This window comes from Streptomyces changchenzhani (genome assembly GCF_039766235.1).
In the GTDB taxonomy this organism is placed as follows: domain Bacteria; phylum Actinomycetota; class Actinomycetes; order Streptomycetales; family Streptomycetaceae; genus Streptomyces.
This window is the reverse complement of the sequence record NZ_JBDHNH010000013.1, coordinates 88167-111220: the sequence shown is the minus strand read 5'-3', so window position 1 is coordinate 111220 and position 23054 is coordinate 88167. Positions and strand designations below refer to the sequence as shown.

Sequence of the window (23054 nt, the reverse complement as noted above, 5' to 3'; positions counted from 1 at the left end):
GCACGTCGCACGGGCCCGGAGACCGAGCGTACGTACAGCTTCACGACGCCTACGGGGGCATCATTACCATGACAACAACAGACAATGACAAACTGGTCGGATACCTGAAGCGCCTCACCGTCGACCTCCACCAGTCCCGTCAGCGGGTCCGCGAACTGGAGGCGGGCACCAACGATCCGATCGTGATCGTCGGCATGGGGTGCCGTTTCCCGGGCGGGGTGGACTCGCCCGAGGCGCTGTGGCAGGTCGTCGCCCAGCAGCGCGATGTGATCTCCGATTTCCCGGCCGACCGGGGCTGGGACCTCGACGGCCTCTACCACCCCGACCCGGACCACTCCGGCACGTCCTACGTACGCAACGGCGGATTCCTTCACGAGGCCGCCGAGTTCGACCCAGCCTTCTTCGGGATCTCGCCGCGTGAGGCGCTGGCGATGGACCCGCAGCAGCGGCTGCTGCTGGAGGTGTCGTGGGAGGCCCTGGAGCAGGCCGGAATCACGCCCGGATCGCTGCACGGCACGTCAACGGGCGTGTTCCTGGGAGCGATCGCCCAGGAGTACGGTCCGCGTCTGGGTGAGGCGCGTGCGGGTGCCGCCGGGTTCGGGTTGACGGGGACGACGTCGAGTGTGGCGTCGGGCCGGGTGGCTTACACGCTGGGGTTGCAGGGTCCGGCACTGACGGTGGACACAGCGTGTTCGTCATCGCTGGTCGCACTGCACCTGGCGGTCCACGCCCTGCGGTCCGGGGAATGCTCACTCGCCCTCGCCGGCGGCGTGACAGTGATGTCGACACCAGGCATCTTCGTGGAGTTCTCACGTCAGCGAGGACTCGCCACCGACGGCCGGTGCAAGTCGTTCTCCGCGGACGCCGACGGCACCGCCTGGGCCGAAGGCGCAGGCGTCCTCGTGGTCGAACGGCTCTCGGACGCCCAGCGACTGGGCCACCCCGTACTGGCCGTCGTCGCCGGCACAGCGGTCAACCAGGACGGCGCCTCCAACGGACTGACCGCACCCAACGGCCCCGCCCAGGAACGAGTGATCCGGGCAGCCCTCCAGGACGCCGGAATATCCTTCGCCGGTGTCGACGCGGTCGAGGCCCACGGCACCGGCACCGTACTCGGCGACCCGATCGAAGCACAGGCCCTCCTCGCCACCTACGGCAGCGAACGCAACAACCGACCCCTCCTGCTGGGCTCACTGAAATCCAACCTCGGACACGCACAGGCAGCAGCCGGCGTCGGCGGCATCATCAAAATGGTGATGGCCCTGCGCCACGGCGAACTGCCCGCCTCCCTGAACGTCAACAAACCCAGCGAGCTGATCGACTGGACCGCAGGCGCCGTCGAAGTACTCACCGAACGATGTCCGTGGCCCCCTGCGGAGGACAGAATCCGCCGGGCCGGCGTGTCGTCGTTCGGCATCAGCGGCACCAACGCCCACATCATCCTCGCAGAACCCCCCACCGAACCGTCAGCCAAAAACACCGCACAGAAACCACAGACGACCCCGGAAACACCCGACGACACAATCCGCCTGGACGGGGCAACCCTGCCGTGGCTGGTGTCGGCGCGCTCGGCGGACGCACTGGCCCAGGCCGCCGGCCGACTGGCCGAATACGTACGAGCACGGCCCCAACTCACCCCAGCCGATGTGGCGTTCTCCCTGGCCACCGGACGCTCCGCCTTCGAATCCCGCGCCGTGGTGATCCCCAGCACAGACGGACACGAAGGGCTGCTCACCGGCCTCGACGCACTGGCCTCCCACCAGGTCGACGGCGAGAACGGTGTGCCCCCTTCCCGGGTCGTGTTCGTGTTTCCGGGGCAGGGGTCGCAGTGGGCGGGCATGGCGGTGGGGCTGCTGGACTCCTCGCCGGTGTTCGCCCACGCGATCAGCGAATGCGAGACAGCCTTGGCGCCGTTCGTCGACTGGTCACTGACGGCAGTCCTGCGCGGCGAGGACAACGCACCGGGCCTGGACCGGGTCGACGTGGTCCAGCCCGCCTCCTGGGCCATGATGCTCGGCCTGGCCGCACTGTGGCGTGCCAGCGGTGTGAACCCGACCGCGGTCGTGGGCCACTCACAAGGCGAGATCGCAGCCGCGGTCGTCGCCGGCGGCCTCTCACTGGAAGACGGCGCCCAGATCGTCGCCCTGCGATCCAAGGCACTACGAGTGCTCTCCGGCGGCGGCGGCATGGCCTGGCTGGGCATCCCGCAATCACAGACAGAACAACTCCTCACCCCATGGTCCGGACAGATCTCCATCGCCGCCGTCAACGGCCCCTCCTCGACCGTGGTCGCCGGGCAACCCGACGCCCTGGACGAACTACTCACCCACTGCGAAGCATCGGACGTCTGGGCCCGCCGCATCCCGGTCGACTACGCCTCCCACTCCCCGCACGTCGACGAGATCCGCGACACCCTCGCGCACGAACTGCAGGACGTCACCCCCCACACAGGCCGGATAACGTTCCACTCCACCGTCACCGGTGGCGTACTGGACACCAGCGAACTCAACGCGGACTACTGGTTCCGGAACCTGCGCAGCAAAGTACGACTCGCGGAAGTCATCACACAACTGGCAGCCCCCACAGTCGTGTTCATAGAAGTCAGCGCACATCCCGTACTCGTCTCCGGCATCTCCGAAACACTGGAGACACTGGAGACACTGAAGACTCCAGGCAGTACCGGCGCCGTCGTCGGAACGCTCCAACGCAACACAGGCAGCCTGGAACGCTTCGTCCAGTCCGCCGCCGAAGCATGGTTCCACGGCGTCACCATCGACTGGCCCACCCTCCTCACGCCCTACCACGCCCACACCATCGAACTACCCTCCTACCCCTTCCAACGCCAGCACTACTGGCTCACACCCCAACCCGCCGCGACCGACGCCCGCGGACTCGGTCTGACCTCGGCCGGGCACCCGCTGCTGGGCGCCGTGGTCGAACTCGTCGAGGAGGACCGGCTGGTGTACACGGGGCGGCTCGCCCTCGACACGCAGCCGTGGCTCGCCGATCACGCCGTGCACGGCACCGTACTGCTGCCCGGCACCGCGTTCCTCGAACTCACGATGGCCGTGGGCGCCCGGGTGGGCTGGCGACGGCTAGCCGAACTCACCCTCCAGACACCACTGGTGCTCCCACCCGACGAAGCCGTACAACTTCGTGTGACCGTCGAACCGCCGACCGCGAACGGGCAGCGGGAGCTGACCGTGCACTCCCGGCCGCAGGACGCCGACCCGGGTGACCCGTGGACGCGGCACGCCGCGGCACTGTTCTACATCGACGACGACACCGCAGACTTCGACCTCGTCGAGTGGCCACCGCCAGGCGCCCACGAGATCGACGTCGAGACCCGCTACGACACCCTCGCGGAAGCAGGCTACGACTACGGCCCCGCCTTCCAGGGCCTGCGCGCCGCCTGGCGCACCGGCCGCGACGTCTACGCCGAGGTAAGCCTGCCCGCCGAGCTGGACGCCACCTCCTTCGGGCTGCACCCGGCAGTGCTGGACGCGGCCTTGCACGCGGTCGGCCTGCTCCGCGAGGACGGCGGTACCGTCCTGCCCTTCTCATGGTCCGGCGTCACCCGTTACACCGAGGGCGTGGACGCCCTGCGGGTGTGGCTCAGCCCGAGGGGCGAGGACGGGGTGACCCTGCGCGTCACCGACAGCGTGGGAAAGCCCGTGCTGTCCGCGGAGGCCGTCACGATGCGGCCGTTCACCGCCGACCTGGCCGCCGGACGCGGAGCCGACTCACTGTTCCGGCTGGAGTGGCAGCCGGTCCCGGCCGCCACGGCCGACGTCGACGTGTGCCTGGTCGCGGACCTGGCGGACGTCCCGGACCCCGTACCGGAGGTGGTCGCCGTACGATGTCCGGTCGCATCGCAGGACTCCGACAACACAGGAGCCGGCCTCGCCAAGAACGCACACCAGGCGGCGAGTTGGGCGCTCAGCCTGGCCCAGGAGTGGCTGGCCGATGCCCGCTTCACGGGCTCCCGGCTGGTGGTGCTGACCGACGGCGCCGTCGGCCCCGAGGTCAAGAACCCCGCCCAGGCGACCGTGTGGGGCCTGATCAGGACCGCACAGTCCGAACACCCCGACCGTTTCGCGCTGTTGGACTCGAATGAGGCGAACCACGCCGATACCGTGCCCGGGGCAGTACTCACCGAGCCCCAGCTCGCCCTGCGGGCAGGCACGATCCTCGTCCCTCGGCTGGTCCGGCACACCGCCGTCGCCGACCTGGTAGGCGCCGCCCGGCTCGACCCGGACGGCGCCGTACTCATCACCGGCGGAACCGGGGTGCTCGGCGCGTCTGTCGCGCGGCACCTGGTCGCCGAGCACGGTGCTCGCCGTCTGTTGCTGGTCAGTCGTCGCGGCCCCGACGCGCCGGGCGCCGCGGAACTGGCCGCCGAACTCACCGAGTTGGGCGCCGAGGTCATCCTCGCCGCCTGTGACGCCGCCGACCGCGAAGCGCTCGCGCAGTTACTGGCCGGCATACGGCTCACCGCCGTCGTCCACACCGCGGGGGTACTCGACGACGGCGTGATCGGGTCGCTGACCGCGGACCAGCTCGCCACCGTGCTGCGGCCCAAAGTGGACGCCGCCGCACACCTCGACGAATTGACCGCGGACCAGGACCTCACGGCCTTCATTCTGTTCTCCTCGGTGGCGGGCGTGCTCGGCAACCCGGGCCAGGCCAACTACGCCGCGGGCAACGTCTTCCTCGACGCGCTCGCCGCCCGCCGCCGGGCCACCGGTCGCCCGGCGACCTCGCTCGCCTGGGGCCTGTGGGCCGAACGCACCGGCCTCACCGGGCACTTGGATGACGACACCCTCTCGACCCGCGGCGTCGCCCCGCTCTCCACCGAACAGGGCCTCGAACTCCTCGACCGGGCGCTCGCCGACGACCACCCGATGCTCGTACCGGCCCGCCTTGACTTGGCCGCGCTGCGCTCCGACGCGCTCACCGGGACCCTGTCCCCGGTGCTGCGCTCGCTGGTGCGGGTCCCGCAGCGGCGCCCCGGCGAGTCCGGCCTGCGCCGCAGGCTCGGCCGGATGTCCGAGGAGGAGGCCCGCCGCCTACTGCTCGACCTCGTACTCACCCAGCTCGCCGCGGTCATCGCCCGCGACTCGGCGAACGGGATCGACCCGGACCAACCGTTCAAGAGCTTCGGCATCGACTCGCTGCTCGCGGTGCAGCTGCGCAACCGCCTCAACTCCGCCACCGGCCTGCGTCTTCCGGCCACCCTCGTCTTCGACCACCCCACACCGGCCGCCGTCGTCGACTTCACGCTCGCGCTCGCGCGGGAACGTGCCGAGAGTGCCACCCCACAGCCTGTCACCGCCGTCGCACCGCGTACGGACGATGATCCGATCGTGATCGTCGGCATGGGGTGCCGTTTCCCGGGCGGGGTGGACTCGCCCGAGGCGCTGTGGCAGGTCGTCGCCCAGCAGCGCGATGTGATCTCCGATTTCCCGGCCGACCGGGGCTGGGACCTCGACGGCCTCTACCACCCCGACCCGGACCACTCCGGCACGTCCTACGTACGCAACGGCGGATTCCTTCACGAGGCCGCCGAGTTCGACCCAGCCTTCTTCGGGATCTCGCCGCGTGAGGCGCTGGCGATGGACCCGCAGCAGCGGCTGCTGCTGGAGGTGTCGTGGGAGGCCCTGGAGCAGGCCGGAATCACGCCCGGATCGCTGCACGGCAGCGACACCGGGGTGTACGCCGGGGTGATGTACCACGACTACGGCGGTGGCGGACGGCTACCGGAGGAGGCCGAGGGCCACTTCCTGACCGGCACCGCCGGCAGCGTCGCCACCGGCCGGGTGGCTTACACGTTGGGGTTGCAGGGTCCGGCACTGACGGTGGACACAGCGTGTTCGTCGTCGCTGGTCGCGCTGCATCTGGCGGTCCACGCCCTGCGGTCCGGGGAATGCTCACTCGCCCTCGCCGGCGGCGTGACAGTGATGTCGACACCAGGCATCTTCGTGGAGTTCTCGCGCCAGCGGGGACTCGCCACCGACGGCCGGTGCAAGTCGTTCTCCGCGGACGCCGACGGCACCGCCTGGGCCGAAGGCGCAGGCGTCCTCGTGGTCGAACGGCTCTCGGACGCCCAGCGACTGGGCCACCCCGTACTGGCCGTCGTCGCCGGCACAGCGGTCAACCAGGACGGCGCCTCCAACGGACTGACCGCACCCAGCGGCCCCGCCCAGGAACGAGTGATCCGGGCAGCCCTCCAGGACGCCGGAATATCCTTCGCCGGTGTCGACGCGGTCGAGGCCCACGGCACCGGCACCGTACTCGGCGACCCGATCGAAGCACAGGCCCTCCTCGCCACCTACGGCAGCGAACGCAACAACCGACCCCTCCTGCTGGGCTCACTGAAATCCAACCTCGGACACGCACAGGCAGCAGCCGGCGTCGGCGGCATCATCAAAATGGTGATGGCCCTGCGCCACGGCGAACTGCCCGCCTCCCTGAACGTCAACAAGCCCAGCGAGCTGGTCGACTGGACCGCAGGCGCCGTCGAAGTACTCACCGAACGATGTCCGTGGCCCGCTGAGGTGGACAGGGTCCGCCGGGCCGGCGTGTCGTCGTTCGGCATCAGCGGCACCAACGCCCACATCATCCTCGCGGAACCCCCCACCGAGCCGTCAGCCAATGACACGGCACAGGAACCACAGATCACCCCGGAAACACCGGACGACACAATCCGCCTGGACGGGGCAACCCTGCCGTGGCTGGTGTCGGCGCGCTCGGCGGACGCACTGGCCCAGGCCGCCGGCCGACTGGCCGAATACGTACGAGCACGGCCCCAACTCACCCCAGCCGATGTGGCGTTCTCCCTGGCCACCGGACGCTCCGCCTTCGAATCCCGCGCCGTGGTGATCCCCAGCACGGACAGAACGGACGGACGCGAAGGGCTGCTCGCCGGCCTGGACGCACTGGCCTCCCACCAGATCGACGGCGAGACTGCGGCTGTCTCGGGTGCGAAGCCGGGCCGCGTGTCAGGGGCTCCTGTCGTGTTCGTGTTTTCGGGGCAGGGGTCGCAGTGGGCGGGCATGGCGGTGGGGCTGCTGGACTCCTCGCCGGTGTTCGCCCACGCGATCAGCGAATGCGAGACAGCCTTGGCGCCGTTCGTCGACTGGTCACTGACGGCAGTCCTGCGCGGCGAGGACAACGCACCGGGCCTGGACCGGGTCGACGTGGTCCAGCCCGCCTCCTGGGCCATGATGCTCGGCCTGGCCGCACTGTGGCGTGCCAGCGGTGTGAACCCGACCGCGGTCGTGGGCCACTCACAAGGCGAGATCGCAGCCGCGGTCGTCGCCGGCGGCCTCTCACTGGAAGACGGCGCCCAGATCGTCGCCCTGCGATCCAAGGCACTACGAGTGCTCTCCGGCGGCGGCGGCATGGCCTGGCTGGGCATCCCGCAATCACAGACAGAACAACTCCTCACCCCATGGTCCGGACAGATCTCCATCGCCGCCGTCAACGGCCCCTCCTCGACCGTGGTCGCCGGGCAACCCGACGCCCTGGACGAACTACTCACCCACTGCGAAGCATCGGACGTCTGGGCCCGCCGCATCCCGGTCGACTACGCCTCCCACTCCCCGCACGTCGACGAGATCCGCGACACCCTCGCGCACGAACTGCAGGACGTCACCCCCCACACAGGCCGGATAACGTTCCACTCCACCGTCACCGGTGGCGTACTGGACACCAGCGAACTCAACGCGGACTACTGGTTCCGGAACCTGCGCAGCAAAGTACGACTCGCGGAAGTCATCACACAACTGGCAGCCCCCACAGTCGTGTTCATAGAAGTCAGCGCACATCCCGTACTCGTCTCCGGCATCTCCGAAACACTGGAGACACTGGAGACTCCGGGCAGAACCGGCGCCGTCATCGGAACACTCCAACGCAACACCGGTGGCCTGGAACGCTTCATCCAGTCCGCCGCCGAAGCATGGTTCCACGGCGTCACCATCGACTGGCCCACCCTCCTCACGCCCTACCACGCCCACACCATCGAACTACCCTCCTACCCCTTCCAACGCCAGCACTACTGGCTCACACCCCAACCCGCCGCCGCCCCGCACAGCTCGCCGCGGCCGGCAGAACAATCTGCTGAAACGATGGGCCTGTTGGGTGTACGACTGCCGTCTTCGCCACTCGCGCAGGCGCAGTTCGCCCCGCGGCTCGACCCGGTAGCACACCTCTGCCTCGGCGACTTCGTGGTCGGCGGGCGGCCGGTGGTCAGCGCCGGGGTGTTCGTGGAGTCGTTGATCGAGGCGGTCACCGAACTCGCCGGGCCGGGATCAGTGACCGTCGAAGACCTGGAACTGCCCGTCGACCTGGTGCTCGAACCGGGCGGCGCCGAACGGTCGACGGCTGTTGCCGGACGCGCCGCCCAACTCATCCTGGATGAGGGCCAGTTCCGCTACTACGCCCAGGACTCGACCGGCGGTTGGCAGCTGCACGCGCGCGGCCGGGCCCAGTCGGGCGCGTCGGCCGCCCCCACCGTGACGCTCGCACCAGTCGGGTCGGGCCTCGAGCTGACCGGCGACGAGCTGTACCGGCTGCTGTGGCAGCGCGCGATGTATCTGGGCTCCGCCGCCCGCTGGGTGGAGCGGATCAGGCTCGGCCGGGGCGAGGCCACCGCCGAGATCCGGCCTGGCATGCCCGGCGAGGCAGAGCCCTACCTGATGCACCCCGGGCTGGTCGACGCGATGTTCCAGACCGCGCTGGCCTGCTTCCCCACGGACGACCCGGCCCTCGTGCCGGTCGGTCTCGACCGCTTCGTCCACTATCACCGCGGCGGCCCCCAGGACGGGCTCCGATGTCACGCCGAACTGTTCGACGGCGGCGCCCTGGCACGCATCCGACTCGTTACCGCACGCGGCCGGCTGGTCGCCGAGGCCGACGGCGTACGCTTCGCCCCCGCCCTGACCCGGCCCGCGGCTGTACACGCACCCGCGGTGGTGCCCGAACCACGTCGGCGAGCCGCGGTCCCGACGGCTCCCGCCCCGCCCCCGGCCGACGCGCCGGAGGCAACACCCGCCGTGACACCCGAGGCGGTGCGGGCCTTCGTGACCCGGACCGTCGCCCAGGCGCTGGGCACCGCGGCGGCCCGGTTCGACGCCTGGCAGTCGTTGCAGGCGCTCGGCCTGGACTCACTGATCGCGATGAAGATACGGACGACGCTGAACCGGGAGTTCGACGTCCTGCTGCCGATGACGGCGTTCCTCGCCGGCCGCAGCGCCGATGACATCGCCAAGGACGTACTCGCTGCCCTCGGCGCCGGAGTCGAAGCGGAGACCCCGCAAGCCGACGGCGAAGCCACCACGGCACCGGGGGACGACGCGGAACGCTACGAGCCGTTCGGCCTGACCGACCTCCAGCAGGCGTACCTCGTAGGCCGCGGCGACGCCTTCGAACTCGGCAACACCTCCACCTACTTCCAGATCGAGATCGACCTGGAGAACGTGGACCTGGACCGGCTCGGCATGTCCTTGCGGGCAATGATCGAACGCCACGACATGCTGCGCGCGGTCTTCACCGCCGAGGGCGAGCAGCGCGTACAGCGCGATGTCCCGGCCTACGTGATCCGTGAGACCGACGTTTCCGCCCTGGGCCCGGCCGAGCGCGAAGCCGCACTGACCGCCGTCCACGAGGAGATGCGGCACCAGGTCTTCGACACCACCCGCTGGCCGCTGTTCGACGTGCGGGTGACCCGGATCGACGACCGGGTGATACGGCTGCACGTCGGCTTCGACGCCCTGATCATCGACGGTTTCAGCACGTCGATCCTGTTCAAGGAGTGGGCCGCGCACTACCGCGGTGAAACGCTGCCCGAACTGCGGCTGCGCTACCGGGACTATGTTCAGCAGGTCCGCGCCCTGGAGGGCGGGACCGAGTACGACCGGGCGCTCGCCTACTGGCGGGACCGGCTCGACACCCTGCCGCCCGCGCCCCAACTGCCGCTGGCCGTCAGCCCGTCGAGCGTGGACCGGCCGGTGTTCAACCACCGTGGCGCGACCCTGTCGGAGGAGGACTGGGCCCGGTTCAAAAAGCACGCGGCGACAGCCGGGGTCAGCGCCTCCGCTGCCCTGTGCACCGCGTACTCGCAGGTGATCGCGGAGTGGAGCGCCACTCCCGACTTCTCACTGAACCTGCTGTTCTTCAACCGGCTGCCGCTGCATCCGCAGGTCGGCGACGTCATCGGCAACTTCTCCACCACCCTGATGCTGGAAATCCGCGACTCGGGCGGCACCGCGTTCGCCGCCCGCGCCACCGACGTCCAGCGCCAGTTGTGGACCGACATGGAGCACAGCCAAGTCAGCGGTGTGCAGGTGCTCAGGGAGCTGAACCGGGCCCGCGGCGCCTCGGTGCGGGCCGCCGCGCCGGTCGTCTTCACCAGCCTGGTGAACTTCGCGGGCCAGCAGGACTCCGAGCAGCGCGGAGTCGTGCAGTACCTGGCCGGGATCGGTGAGAACGGCCGCCAGGTGAGCAGCTCGGTCCGCACTCCGCAGGTGTGGCTGGACCACCAGGCGGTCGAGGAGGCCGGTGAACTCGTCCTGAACTGGGACGTGATCGAGGAACTGTTCCCCGCGGGCTGCGTCGACGCCATGTTCGCCGCCTATCTGCGGATGCTGCACGACCTGTCCCGCGACCCGGCGGCCTGGCAGCGGCCCAGGCCCGCCCTCACACCGGCCGCCGACCTGGACGTACGGGCCGCGGCCAATGCCACCGACGGGCCCGTGCCCGACGGGCTGCTTCACGACGCGGTTCTCGCCCAGGCCGAAGCCACACCCGACGCGCCCGCGGTGATCTCGCAGGCGCTGACCCTGCCGTACTCGGACCTCGACCGCAGGTCCAACCAGGTGGGCCACCGGCTGCGTGCTCAGGGAGCCGGCCCCGGCGACCTGGTGGCGATCGTCATGGACAAGGGCTGGGAGCAGGTCGTCGCGGCCCTCGGCATCCTGCGGGCCGGGGCGGCGTACGTCCCGATCGACGCCCGGGTGCCCGCCGAGCGGCTGCACATGCTGCTGGACAGCGCCGGGATCAGCCGCGTCGTCACCCAGCCGTGGGTGGACGACGCGGCCGACTGGCCGCAGGGCGTAGCCAGGACCGTGGTGCGGGCGGACGAAGAGGGCGAGGCGGGCGAGGAGCTCCCGCTCGGCCCGTCCGGCGCCAAGCCCACCGACCTCGCTTACGTGATCTTCACCTCGGGCTCCACCGGGCTGCCCAAGGGCGTGATGATCGAGCACGGCGCGGCCCTGAACACGGTGATCGACGTCAACGAGCGCTACTGCGTCACCGCGGCGGACCGGGCCCTCGGACTGTCCGCGATGCACTTCGACCTGTCGGTCTACGACGTCTTCGGACTGCTGTCGGTGGGCGGCGCCCTCGTCCTGCCGGAACCGGCCGCGCACCGCGAACCCGCCCGCTGGGCGGAACTTGTCACCGAGCACGGGGTGACCATCTGGAACAGCGTGCCCGCGCTGATGGAGATGTTCGCCGAACACGCCCTCGCGAACGGCCTCACCGGGCTGCCGCTGCGGCTGGTCATGATGAGCGGGGACTGGATCCCGGTGACACTGCCCGGCCGGATCCGGCTGCTGCTGCCGGACGCCGAGCTGTGGAGCCTCGGCGGCGCCACCGAGGCGTCGATCTGGTCGATCCTGCACCCCATCGGGGAGGTCCAGGACGACTGCGTGAGCATCCCCTACGGCAAGGCGATGCGTAACCAGCGCTTCCACGTGCTCGACAGCGCGATGCGGCCCTGCCCCGTGTGGGTGCCGGGCGACCTCTACATCGCCGGGGTCGGTCTGGCCCGCGGCTACCTGAACGACGAGGCCAAGACCCGCGCCGCCTTCCTGCACCACCCGATCACCGGTGAACGCCTCTACCGCACCGGCGACCTGGGACGCTTCCTGCCGGACGGCACCATCGAATTCCTCGGCCGGCAGGACTCCCAGGTCAAGATCCAGGGCTACCGCATCGAACTGGGCGAGGTGGAAGCCGCTCTCACCCAGTGCGAGGGGGTACGGACCGCCGCGGTCGTCGCTGCGGGCGAACAGCACGGGCCAAAGCGGCTGATCGCCTACGTCGTTCTCGACGACGGGCGCGACGACACCGAGCAGCGGATCACCAGGGCGCTGCGCCAGGTGGTCCCGCAGCATCTGGTTCCGCAGCGCATCCTCGTCCTGGACGAACTGCCGCTCAGCGACAACGGGAAGGTCAACCGGGCGGCACTGCCTGCACCCGACGAGGTCGCGGTCGAAGGCGCCGGCTTCGTCGCGCCCCGCGACGACGTGGAACGCCGGCTCGCGGAGATCTGGGCGGAGTTCTTCGGCGTGACCGAGATCGGGGTGACCGCGAGCTTCTTCGAACTCGGCGGGGACTCACTGCTCGCGGTGCGGCTGATGGCGAGGATCGCCCGCGGTCTGGGCCGCAGCCTGCCGCTGTCCAGCCTCTTCGCCCGGCCGACCATCGAACTGCTCGCCCAGGCGGTCCGGGAGGCCGGAAGCGACGAGGACGGCCGCAGGGCGCTGGTACCCGTACGCACCACCGGCTCGCGGACGCCGCTGGTGTTCGTCCACCCGGTCGGCGGTGACGTGCTCTGCTACGCGGAACTCGCCGAACTCCTCGGCGACGACCAGCCGTTCTACGCGCTTCAGCTGCCGGACACGGAACTGTTCAGCGTCGAGGACATGGCCGCCCACTACGCCGCGGCGGTCCGCGAGGAACTGCCCGACGGCCCGTACCGGCTCGGCGGCTGGTCGATGGGCGGGATGATCGCCCTGGAGATGGCGGCCCAGCTCACCGCGGCGGGCGCCGAGGTGGATCTGCTGGCCGTGATCGACCTGATGGAGCAGCCCGGACCGGCCGAGGGCGCACCCGTCTCCGAAGAGGTGCTGCTGTCTTGGTTCGCCCGGGACCTGGCGGGTCTGGTCGGATTGGACTGGGAGCTGCCGCCCGAGGCGTTCGACGGCCGCCCGCCGGTGCAGGTGCTGCACACAGAGGCCCGTGCCGCGGGGGCGTTGTCCGACGACATCGACCTCGACACGCTGAGCTGCATCGTCGGCCGGTTCCAGAACAACTACCGGGCCCTCCTGCGCTACGCGCCCAGCAGCTTCGCCGGGCGGGTGGTGTCGCTGCGGGCCGCGGACGGTGGCGCGACGGTCGAGACCGCGTCCCGCTGGATGGAGTACTTCCCCGGGTGCGCCGCCCTCGTCGACGTACCCGGCGACCACTACACGGTGATGCGCGGCGAGCGGCTGCGCATCCTGGCCGGTGAGCTGCGCCGGGCCCTCGACACCAACTGACCCGAACCGGCCGGGCCGCATCGAAGGCGGCCCGGCCATCCGCCCCGGATTGGTCGTGCGGGTCCGGGGGTCCAGGTCCAAGAAGTGAGGACATTCGGTATGCGAAGAGATCAGGCCGACCCGAAGCGGCGGCCGACACGCGTCACACCCGCCGAGGAGCGGACCAGGGCCGTCGGCCACCGGCCGACGTCGGCCGGCGTCGGAGCGAGCCGATGAGCGCGTTGCCGGCCACCGTGCCGGTCGCCGTCATCGGAGCGGGCCAGTCCGGACTCGCTGCCGGGTACCACCTGCGCCAGGCCGGCGTACGGTGTGTGGTGCTCGACGCGGGGAGCGAGGTCGGCGAGACCTGGCAGCGGCGCTGGGACTCGCTGACACTGTTCACGTCCGCGCAGTTCTCCGGGCTGCCGGGCCTGCCCTTCCCCGGCCATGGTGCGCACTACCCCGGCAAGGACGAGGTCGTGGCGTATCTGCGCGACTACTCCGAGCGGTTCCACCTCCCGGTGCTGACCGACCACCGGGTGCTGTCGCTGCGCAGGGACGGTGACGGCTATCTGCTGACCACCACGCACGGCGACTACCGCGCCGACCAGGTCGTGATCGCGACCGGAGCGTTCGGCGCGCCCCGGGTTCCGGAGTTCGCCGCCGAGCTGAGTCCGGACGTGCCCACCCTGCACACCAGCGACTACCGCGGTCCCACCCAGGTGCCGCCGGGCACTGTGGTGATCGTCGGCGACGGCAACTCCGGTCGGCAGATAGCCGGAGAGCTGGCCAAGACCCACAGTGTGGTGCTCAGTTGCAGCGACAGCGTCTCGCCGCCCCTGCCGCAGACCGTCCTCGGACGGGACATGTTCTGGTGGATGAGCGTCCTCGGTGTGATGAGCCTGCCGGTGAACATGCAGGCACCCGACCCGATCGTCGGCGACCGGGTGCCCGAGCTGGTCGCGGTGGGCCGAATCCGGACGGTGGGCCGGATCACCTCGGCCGAGGGCGCCGAGCTGCTGGTCGCGGGCGGCGAGCGCCTCAAGGCGTCCACCGTGATCTGGGCCACCGGCTACCGCACCGACTGGAGCTGGCTCGACCCGCAGATGCTCGACGACGCCGGGCAGCCCCGGCACACCGAGGGCACGGGCGCGCTGCCCGGCAGCCACTACCTGGGGCTGTACCGGATGCGTACCCGCGGCTCGGCGCTGATCGGCTTCGTCGGCCGGGACGCCGAACGCGTCGCGGCAGCGATCACCGCTGCCGCCCACGGCACCACGACCGCTTCTCCCACGGCAGAAGGCGAGCCGTCATGACCAGCGTCACTTCCACCGAACTCGACGTGCTGGGCGCGCTGTTGGCGTTCGACTTCATCGGGTTCGCACAGAAATCCGCCGCCCTCGACCCCACCGACCCGCACTACGGGCAGGCGGTAGGCGCCTCCTTCGAGCTCGCGGCCCGCCGCCGCTTCCCACAGGGCGCGACACCGCAGGAGATCAGCGGTTACGTCGCGGACTTCCTCGGCTCGCTGGACGTCGGCGCAGAGGACTTCGACCCGGCGTTCCTCGAACGTCTGGTCGCCGACGGCCTGCACGGGGGCACGGCGCCCGGCGGTGAGCACCTGGATCCCCAGACAACGATCCAGGCCCGGCTGGTGCTCACCCTCCGGCTGGTACGGGAGCTGGGCCTCGGACCCGACCAACAACGGGAGTTGCTGGTCGAGGCGGCGCACCGGATGGCGGCCTGAGGCGTACGGGAGGCGGCGCTCCGGGTGATGCGGGGCGCCGCACCGCCGTTCACTCCTGAGGCTGCCCGGACTCCGTGGGCACCTGTGCGTCGGGATCACGCGGGACCCAGACGTCCAGCGCTCCTTCCCCGTACAACGTCCGCACCGACCGCTTGTCATACTTGCCGACACTGGTCTTGGGCACCGCGTCCACGAACGACCACCGCTCCGGCACCCACCAGCGTGCCACCCGCCCGGTCAGGAACTCCCGCAGCTCGTCCCCGCCGATCTCGGCGCCCGGCACCAACGACACGCAGGCCAGCGGGCGTTCCTCCCAGCGCGGGTCGGGCACACCGACCACGATCGCCTCCAGCACCGCGGGGTGCTCGATGATCGCGTTCTCCAGCTCGATGGTGGAGATCCACTCGCCGCCGCTCTTGATGCCGTCCTTGAGCCGGTCACTGACCACCACCCAGCCACCCGGCTCGATCACTCCCAGGTCGCCGGTGCGCAGCCAGCCGTCGTGGAACTTCTCCGGGGAGTCCTCGGTGTTGAAGTACGACCCGGTGACCCACGGGCCGCGCAGCTCCAGTTCACCCACCGAGGTTCCGTCCCACGGCTGCTCGTTGCCGTCCTCCGCGATCAGCCGCACCTGGACGTAGGGCATCACGCGGCCGCTCTTGGCCAGCCAGTCGACCTCGTCCTCGTCCGGGGTGCCGTGCGGGGGGACCGCGAAGGTGGCCAGGGGGCTGGTCTCGGTCAGCCCCCAGCCCTGCTTCAGGCGGACCCCGTAACGGTCCTTGAGCTGCTGGAGCAGGGCGCGCGGCGGGGTCGCGCCGCCGCAGCCCGCGAGCCGTACCCTGCTCAGGTCCAGCGGGTGCTGCTCGCCGTGGTGCACCAGGCTGTTCCAGATCGTGCAGATCGCGGCCACCGCGGTGGGCTGCTCCTCGTTGATGATCCGGGCCAGGTCCGGGGTGTGCAGCAGCCGCCCGTTCATGATCAGATCGGCGCCCGCCAGCCAGGCGGCGTACGGCCAGCCCCAGGCGTTGGCGTGGAACATCGGCACGATCGGCAGGACGCGATCGCCGTCGTGCATCGCGAAACCGGCGCAGGCCGAGACGCCGAGCGTGTGCAGGGAGATCGAGCGGTGACTGTAGGCCACGCCCTTGGGGTTGCCGGTGGTGCCGGTCGTGTAGCAGAGCGCCGCTGCTTCCCGCTCGTCCAGGTCGGGCCAGACGAAGCCGGGCTGCTCGGCCGCCAGCAACTCGTCCCAGCGGTGCACGGCGATGTGCCCGGGCAGGTCCACCTCCGGCTCGCCGCCCATGACGACCACGTGGCGTACGCTGCCCAACCGGTCCCGCAGGGGTGCGAGCATGTCCAGCAGGGTCGCGTCGACCAGGAGGAAGGCGTCCTCGGCGTGCTCGACGACGTAGCCCAACTGGTCGCGGTGGAGCCGGAGGTTGAGGGTGTGCAGGACCGCGCCCATGCTCGGTACGGCGAGATATGCCACCAGGTGCTCGGGGGTGTTCCAGGCCAGTGTGGCGACCCGCTCACCCGGCTGTCCCCGTAGACGCGTTGCCCGTGCGCGAGGATGTCGCGGACCAGCAGCTCACGGTCCTGCATCGTGCTCTTCATGGTGCGGCCCCTTAGAGGTGCGCAGTCAGAAGGTGCCCAGCGTCGAACCGCGGCTGCCACGCGTGCAGAAGCGCAGCCTTCGGAAGCAGCGAACTCACTCCCTGTTCCGCGCCCGAACCTAAGAGGGCCGGAACAGCGGGTCAAGGGGGGTGGGTCCGCCCACGCGCAGAGCCGGCCCCGATGGCGGAGCCGGCTCTGGTGGCGGGTGACGGCACCACGCCGTCACCCGCCACTGCCTGTGACCATTGGTCAGATCAGCCGAGGTACTGGATGTCTCCCACCAACGTGCTGCTGACATGATCGTGGTCCAGCAGGTTGACCCGGGCTTTCATCTTGCCGCCACCGGTCGCGAACTCGTAGTTGCCGACGCCACCGGTGATCGTGAACGTGCCGACCGGGTGGACCATGTTGCTCTGCGTCACCGGCGCGGTGAGGTGGTAGGTGATGTTGAGCTTGTCACCGTCGGGTTCCGTGATCGTCGCCTTCGCCTTGATGTCCCACTTGCCGGGGACGGTCGCGGTGCACGCCTCCTCCTCCTGCGTCCAGGTGCCGCCGTTGGGGAGCGGCTTGCCGATGGAGGTCCCCTTCCCGACCACCTTGTAGCCATTGCAGCCCACGGTGTCCCAATGCGGGGTCGCGACCACCGCGAAATTCGAGGTGATGTCGACCGTGGGAAGGAATGCCTCGGCGGCTTTGGCCGTGCGGTCGGCCTCAGCAGCAAATGTGGCGCCGGCCGTGCTGCCGGCGATCAGTACCGCTGCGACCACCGCGCCTGCCGCGCGCGCTAACCAACGGTGAGTAAGCCTTGTCATGGTTCCCCCGTGAGCTCGTACAGATGTGGTCCAACTGGGCTTGAGTGAACGCCCATTGCGGACAGCTTCGCCGATCAAAGGCCTCCCGTCGAGACATTCGGCCTAATTTCATGCTTTCGGTTTGGGTGCTACGATTTACTCTCACTCCTCACTCTTCGCTCACGCAAATACACCCTTCGCGCGCATGACAGCAAACACCTTGGCCGCGGATGCCGTCCGACATGCTCCAGGAGCCGGTGACGTGGCCGATCCTTCCCTGCGGAGGAAGAAGCGGGCCGTCCTGAGCGGGCTGAAGCACTCTGCGCAGGCGGAGGGTTGTGCCCTGCGGTGTGGTCAGCGCGGCGCCTTCTTGATCATCGATAGCGGTGGCGGTGGCAGTCTGCGGGAATGGAGGCCGCGCCGGCACAGGAGGCAATGACCTCCCGGTCGGGGGTGTCGCTGATGTTCTGGTCCCGGGCCTGCGTCCGCCCCGCGATCAGGGCGGGCAACGGGGTCGCGGCAGCCGTCGTAGGCCCAGCACCGCCCCAGCACCCCATGCTCCATGGCGCCGATGAACTCGACGCCGACCTCGCCCTGCGGTGATCCGCTTCGGACGGTCCCTCGCGGGAGCTCAAGAGCACTTCGATGCGCTTGTCACTGGTGGAGTGCCGGTCACACAGGCACTTCGTGCACCGGCTCAGCAGGACCTCGACGCTGTTCAGCCTTGAGCACGTCCGCGCCACCTGGAGTGGGTCGGCGAGCGTCGGGGACGCCGCCCAGGCGTTCGGCTTGTCGAGATCGAAGAGCTACGACTTCGTTCGCCGCGGAGAATTCCATGCCGCGTGCTACCGATAGGCCGCACCGCCCGCGTCGTCACCGCCTCGCTCCTCCGCGTACTCGAGAGCGGCGAACCGAAGTACAACGGAGCCTCCGGTGCACGCCCCGATTCGCCATGATCAACTGCACGACGACGCCCCGCCGCAGCAAGCCGGCGAGGCGTCGTCGTATCAGGTCCCCGTCTACGCAGGACGCCCGCCAGAGCAGGCCGACGGGGGTCCTCACGTGTCACGAGCAATCACAGGCATGTCACCAACCCCGCGGACGCTGTCGCGCCACAAGGCCCTGACCTGGAGTTACGCGCCCACCCTGAACCAACTGGACGCCCGTGGACGGTTTCTACGACATATGCCATGTGGTACCCAGTGAGGGACCCAAGATCAGGACCGGGGCGTCTTCTGGCCCGTCAAAGCGGTATTGGAGGGTGTGCTTCGGTGTCTCGCTCACTCGTCCGAGCCTCTCATCTGTCACGACAGCACCTATGACCGGGGGTGTGGTTGCGTGGCCCTGACCAGGTGGAAGACCTCTCGGGCAGCGGACGATTTCGCGTCGGGTCTTGCCCTCCTTGCTGCGGCGCTCAAAGTACTCCTGCGTGCGGAGATCGACGGCAGGCGGGGCTACCCGATTCGGTACAGGGTGGCGTTGGTCGGCCGATCACCTCCGCAGTTGAGCCGGCGGTACCGCCGCGCCCCCGAGGCGGTTATCCCTCCACACGGGTGTGTCACGGACACCCGGCCTGGCCTTCGCATTTCGAACTGCTACACCACGCTCCGGTCAAGGAAGTCGATCACGGCCCTAGCCAGCGCCACGCGGTGGTCGGACAGAGAGTGATCCGTCATGAAGACCCGATGCTCGAGACGGGGAATCGCGTACATCCGGTACGCGGCGACCACAGGTTCATGGTGGATCTGGACCGGGGCCACGTCATCCCGACCTGCTCCGACCAGGAGCACAGGCCGATCGGTGAGTCGGGGGGCCAGCCGGGCAAGGCTCCACTCGACCCCGCTGCTCTCAAGCTCCGACATCAGCGCCTCCCCACTCGTGCCACGCAGCGGAAGCAACTCCCCTTCAAACGCAGTCACGAACGCGGCCCGGGCTGCGGGGTCCGTCCGGCATCTGGCCCCGACCGAACCGAGGTCGAAGCCCGCGACAGAGGCCACGGCGCACACCTGCGAATCCGCGGCGGCGGTCATCAGCGCTGCGAATCCCCCCACACTGTGGCCTACGACCGCAATCCTCTCCGGGGCCAGCCGATGCTCGGCCACCGTGCCCGGCTCACGCAACGCGGCGACGACACAGGCACTATCTTCAAGGACGTGGCACCACGCGTACGTGCCTCCGACGCCCCAGGAGCCCCGGTAGTGGAAGACCGCCGTGGCGTAGCCCGCGCGGCGCAGCGCCTGCGCAAGGTCGAAGTTGCGCTCGTTTCCCGGGAATCCGTGCAACAGCACCACCACCGGGTGCGGACCGGGCCCTGGCGGCAGGTGAAGGAGTCCCAGCAAGGTCTCACCCGCGCTGCGGACGTGCAGCGGGAGCGTGGCAGCCGGCGGCCCCGGACTGTCGACCGGGTCCGCTGCGACAGGGTCGGGCGTGGGTTCTCCAGCGTCGAGCATGGGACCTCCAGTTCCTACTGGCCGCAGACCATCGGAACGCCATTCTCGCCAGGACTTCCACTCCTCGAAATGGGTGAAGAGACATACGGGCCTCGGCCGATCAGGGAGTCCTTCATTCTGATTACCTAAAGTAGTAGCAGAAATTCGTAACGTAACATTTTTGAGAGCGATGAACTTATCAGCAGGGCGCTGTCACGGCCAGGGTGTGGGCGCTGGATAGGAAAGCGCTGGTGTGGCACCTGAGACTGCGCTCTCCTTACCCATTGCCCCGGACCCTGACGACGCCCTCCGACGGCTTGTTCACTCCGGAGAGTGGGGGACTCTTGACGACCGAAGCGCTGGCTGGACTCGCGGCTGCCGGTGGAGCAGCGCTAGTTGGGGCGATGGCCACGGACGCCTGGCAAACGGCACGCACCCGTTTCCTCCAACTGCTCGGCCGGGACGGCCGCCGGGCCTGCGTCGAAGGCCAGCTAGAAGCACAGTCACATGCGGTGGAACGCACCACCGAGAGCCGCCGGGAGGAGGCTCGCGCGACCCTACTCCCAGGATGGCAGTCTCAGTTGGCGGACTTCCTCCGGCAGCACCCCGAAGCTGAGCAGGAGTTGCGGCAGGCGATCGAGCAGGTGCGGTCGGAGTTGCCCGAGAATTACCAGCGGCAGGTGGAAGCGCGCTTTGAGGTGCGCGCTGGACAAGACGCGTACACCTCCGCACACGACATGACCATCACACATCACCATGGAGATCGCTCCTCGCCATGACCGCACCACACTCGAAGCAGCCGAGCATCTGGATCGGAGCCGACCGGGACGCCTACGCCGCCGCCAACAACCTGCATGTTCACCATCACGGAGAGAATTTCGGCCCCGCTGGCCAGGTGTCCATTGCACCTCGGCAACTGGCCTATCCGGTGCGGGGCCGTCAGGGATTGATCGAGTCTCTGCTCACCGCTCCCCCGGGGACAGTGCACGTGGTGTGCGGCTGCGGAGGCTCCGGCAAGACCACGGTCGCACTGGCCGTGGCGGCGGAGGCCCGGGCTCGGGGCGCCGAGGTGTGGCAGTTGTCCGCAGTGGACGCCGCTACGTTCGACGCTCATCTACGTGCGCTTGCCGTGCGGCTGGGTGTCGGCATCGAGCGGCTCAGGCTCGCTTGGTCGGGCTCGGTCGGTGATGCTCCCGACCTTGTGTGGGAAGCGCTGGAGCAACGGACGCGACCATGGTTGCTGATCGTCGACAACGCCGACGACCTCGGGCTGCTGGCGGGCGCGGGCGGCCACGTAGAGGATGGCAACGGCTGGATCCGCCGCCCGCCGACACCAGGACAGCTGCTGATCACCAGCCGCAACCAGAACCCCGAGGCATGGGGCGCCTGGGTGCGTCTGCACCCGCTCAACGTTCTCTCCCGCCGGGCAGCGACTGAGCTGCTCCTCGACCGGGCCCCCACAGCGGGAGTCGAAGCCCAGGCCGCCTCGCTCGGGGACCGACTTGGCCACCTGCCACTGCTGCTCCACCAGGCCGGTCTCTATCTCTCCCGTGCAGACCGTAATCCCCCGTGGCCGGGCGTACCTCGCTGCCCTCGAACCTTCGGGACGTATCGCATTGCACTCGACGCCCGTCTCAACGAACTGCTGGACAGCCCTGCAGGGCAGCCATCGCACCTGCCACACCACCGAGCCACCGCGACATGGGAAGTCACCCTCGATCTCCTGGCCAAGCGGCGGCTGGGCCACACCCGGCCGCTGCTCCGGCTGCTGGCGCACTTCGGTGACGCACCCATCCCATACACGGAAGTGCTGCCCTACTCGGCCCTTCGTACCTCCCCGCTGTTCCAGCTCCAGCACGGTGAGGTTCCCCCGAGATGCGGAGGGCGATGACAGCGGGTCAGATGGTTCTCATGAGAGGAACTCTGACCATGGCCGCTCCGAGGAAATATCCGCTGGAGTTGCGTGAGCGTGCGGTGCGGATGTATCGCACCGCCGAGCCGAAGCCCCAGATCAAGCGCCTGGCCATTGAGCTGGGGGTCCACCCGGAGGCACTGCGCGGCTGGATCCGCCAGGCCGAGGCCGACCGCGGCGAGCGCGACGACCGGCTGACCACCGAGGAGAAGGACGAGCTGGGCCAGCTGCGGCGGGAGGTGAAGGAACTGCGCCGGGCGAACGAGATCCTGCGCACGGCCTCGGCTTTTTTCGCCCAGGAACTCGACACGACCCGGCGCAGGTACTGACGTTCCTCAGCGAACGCAGTGACCTCGGTGTCGAGCCCGTACTCCGGGAACTGCACGTCCCCTCGTCCACCTACTACCGCTGGCGCCGGCAGGAGAAGGAGCCGTGTGAACGCCGCCGCCGTGACGCGGAGTTGACGACCAAGATCGAGGAGATCCATGCCGACTCCGGCGGGATCTACGGCTCGCCCCGCGTGCATGCCGTGCTCAAGCGCGAGGGCGTGGCCATCGGCCGCAAGCGGGTCGAGCGATTGATGCGCGAGGCCGATCTGGCGGGCCTCAGCCCACGCCGCACGGGCAAGGGCTTCACCCGCCGCGACCCGACGGCCACGCTCGCCCCGGACCTGGTGCAGCGGGACTTCACCGCTCCCGTGCCGAACCGGCTGTGGGTCACCGACCTCACCATGATCCCCACGGGTGAGGGACCGCTGTGGCTCTCCGCGATCCGCGACGCCTTCTCCCGCCGGGTGGTGGCCTGGGAGACCTCCGCCCGCGCGGACGCCGACCTGGTCCTGTCCTGCCTCGAGTACGCCCTGGCCAGCCGCGAGCCCGTGCCCGGCACCTTGATCCATCACGCCGACCACGGCTGTCAATACACGTCCATCAAGCTCACAACACGGCTGGTACGTGCGGGTATTGAGGGGTCGATGGGGTCCGTGGGCGACAGCTACGACAACGCCCTCGCGGAGAATCTGTGGATGCTGATCAAGACCGAGTGCGTGCGCGGACGCGTCTTCGTCACCCGGGCCGAGGCCAACCTCGCGCTGTTCGAGTACATCGACGGCTTCTACAACAGCCGACGCATCCAGAAACGCCTCGGCTACCTCAGTCCCATCGAGTTCGAGGAGAAGCACTACGCCAACCAGGCGACGACCGAACAAGCGAACCTGAAACCACGTCAACCCATCCTGACCAGCTGATCAGCACCTCC

The 23054-nt window shown here is 69.4% G+C and carries 11 protein-coding genes; 7 read left to right on the top strand and 4 right to left on the bottom strand.

Annotated features, from left to right (window positions below):
* Window positions 1-68: 68 nt before the first annotated feature.
* From ABCR94_RS32985 to ABCR94_RS32975, 3 genes are all read left to right on the top strand, one after another.
* Complete coding sequence (locus ABCR94_RS32985) at window positions 69-13325, top strand: non-ribosomal peptide synthetase/type I polyketide synthase (RefSeq protein WP_347124496.1); 13257 nt, start codon at window positions 69-71, stop codon at window positions 13323-13325.
* A gap of 212 nt (window positions 13326-13537) precedes the next feature.
* The gene (locus tag ABCR94_RS32980) at window positions 13538-14620 is read left to right on the top strand and encodes a flavin-containing monooxygenase (RefSeq protein WP_347124494.1); all 1083 of its coding nucleotides are present in this window, start codon (window positions 13538-13540) and stop codon (window positions 14618-14620) included.
* A complete protein-coding gene (locus ABCR94_RS32975; protein ID WP_347124493.1) occupies window positions 14617-15051 on the top strand; it encodes a hypothetical protein in 435 nt (144 codons plus the stop codon). The genes ABCR94_RS32980 and ABCR94_RS32975 overlap by 4 nt, the downstream gene beginning before the upstream one ends.
* Window positions 15052-15100: 49 nt before the next feature.
* Here ABCR94_RS32975 and ABCR94_RS32970 read toward each other — a convergent pair whose 3' ends face one another.
* The 4 genes from ABCR94_RS32970 to ABCR94_RS32950 form a co-directional block, all read right to left on the bottom strand.
* Window positions 15101-16540 (bottom strand): long-chain-fatty-acid--CoA ligase, encoded by a 1440-nt coding sequence (locus ABCR94_RS32970; RefSeq protein ID WP_347124491.1) that lies wholly within the window; start codon window positions 16538-16540, stop codon window positions 15101-15103.
* Between the two features lie 379 nt (window positions 16541-16919).
* The gene (locus ABCR94_RS32965; protein WP_347124490.1) at window positions 16920-17432 is read right to left on the bottom strand and encodes a hypothetical protein; all 513 of its coding nucleotides are present in this window, start codon (window positions 17430-17432) and stop codon (window positions 16920-16922) included.
* Window positions 17433-17810: 378 nt separating this feature from the next.
* On the bottom strand, window positions 17811-18029 hold the full coding sequence (locus ABCR94_RS32960) for a hypothetical protein (RefSeq protein WP_347124561.1): 219 nt from the start codon (window positions 18027-18029) through the stop codon (window positions 17811-17813).
* A 1022-nt stretch (window positions 18030-19051) separates the two neighbouring features.
* On the bottom strand, window positions 19052-19906 hold the full coding sequence (locus tag ABCR94_RS32950) for an alpha/beta hydrolase family protein (protein WP_347124488.1): 855 nt from the start codon (window positions 19904-19906) through the stop codon (window positions 19052-19054).
* A 383-nt stretch (window positions 19907-20289) separates the two neighbouring features.
* Between ABCR94_RS32950 and ABCR94_RS32945 the strand changes: the two genes are divergently transcribed.
* Genes ABCR94_RS32945 through ABCR94_RS32930 form a run of 4 tightly spaced genes read left to right on the top strand, consistent with a single transcriptional unit; the run spans window position 20290 to window position 23043 of the window.
* Window positions 20290-20664, top strand: a complete 375-nt coding sequence (locus ABCR94_RS32945; protein ID WP_347124487.1) for a hypothetical protein — start codon at window positions 20290-20292, stop codon at window positions 20662-20664.
* The gene (locus ABCR94_RS32940; RefSeq protein WP_347124485.1) at window positions 20661-21776 is read left to right on the top strand and encodes an AAA family ATPase; all 1116 of its coding nucleotides are present in this window, start codon (window positions 20661-20663) and stop codon (window positions 21774-21776) included. The genes ABCR94_RS32945 and ABCR94_RS32940 overlap by 4 nt, the downstream gene beginning before the upstream one ends.
* A gap of 20 nt (window positions 21777-21796) precedes the next feature.
* Window positions 21797-22126: a transposase gene (locus tag ABCR94_RS32935; protein WP_347116874.1), complete on the top strand. Its 330-nt coding sequence runs from the start codon at window positions 21797-21799 to the stop codon at window positions 22124-22126.
* The gene (locus ABCR94_RS32930; RefSeq protein ID WP_347119122.1) at window positions 22123-23043 is read left to right on the top strand and encodes an IS3 family transposase; all 921 of its coding nucleotides are present in this window, start codon (window positions 22123-22125) and stop codon (window positions 23041-23043) included. The genes ABCR94_RS32935 and ABCR94_RS32930 overlap by 4 nt, the downstream gene beginning before the upstream one ends.
* Window positions 23044-23054: the final 11 nt, after the last annotated feature.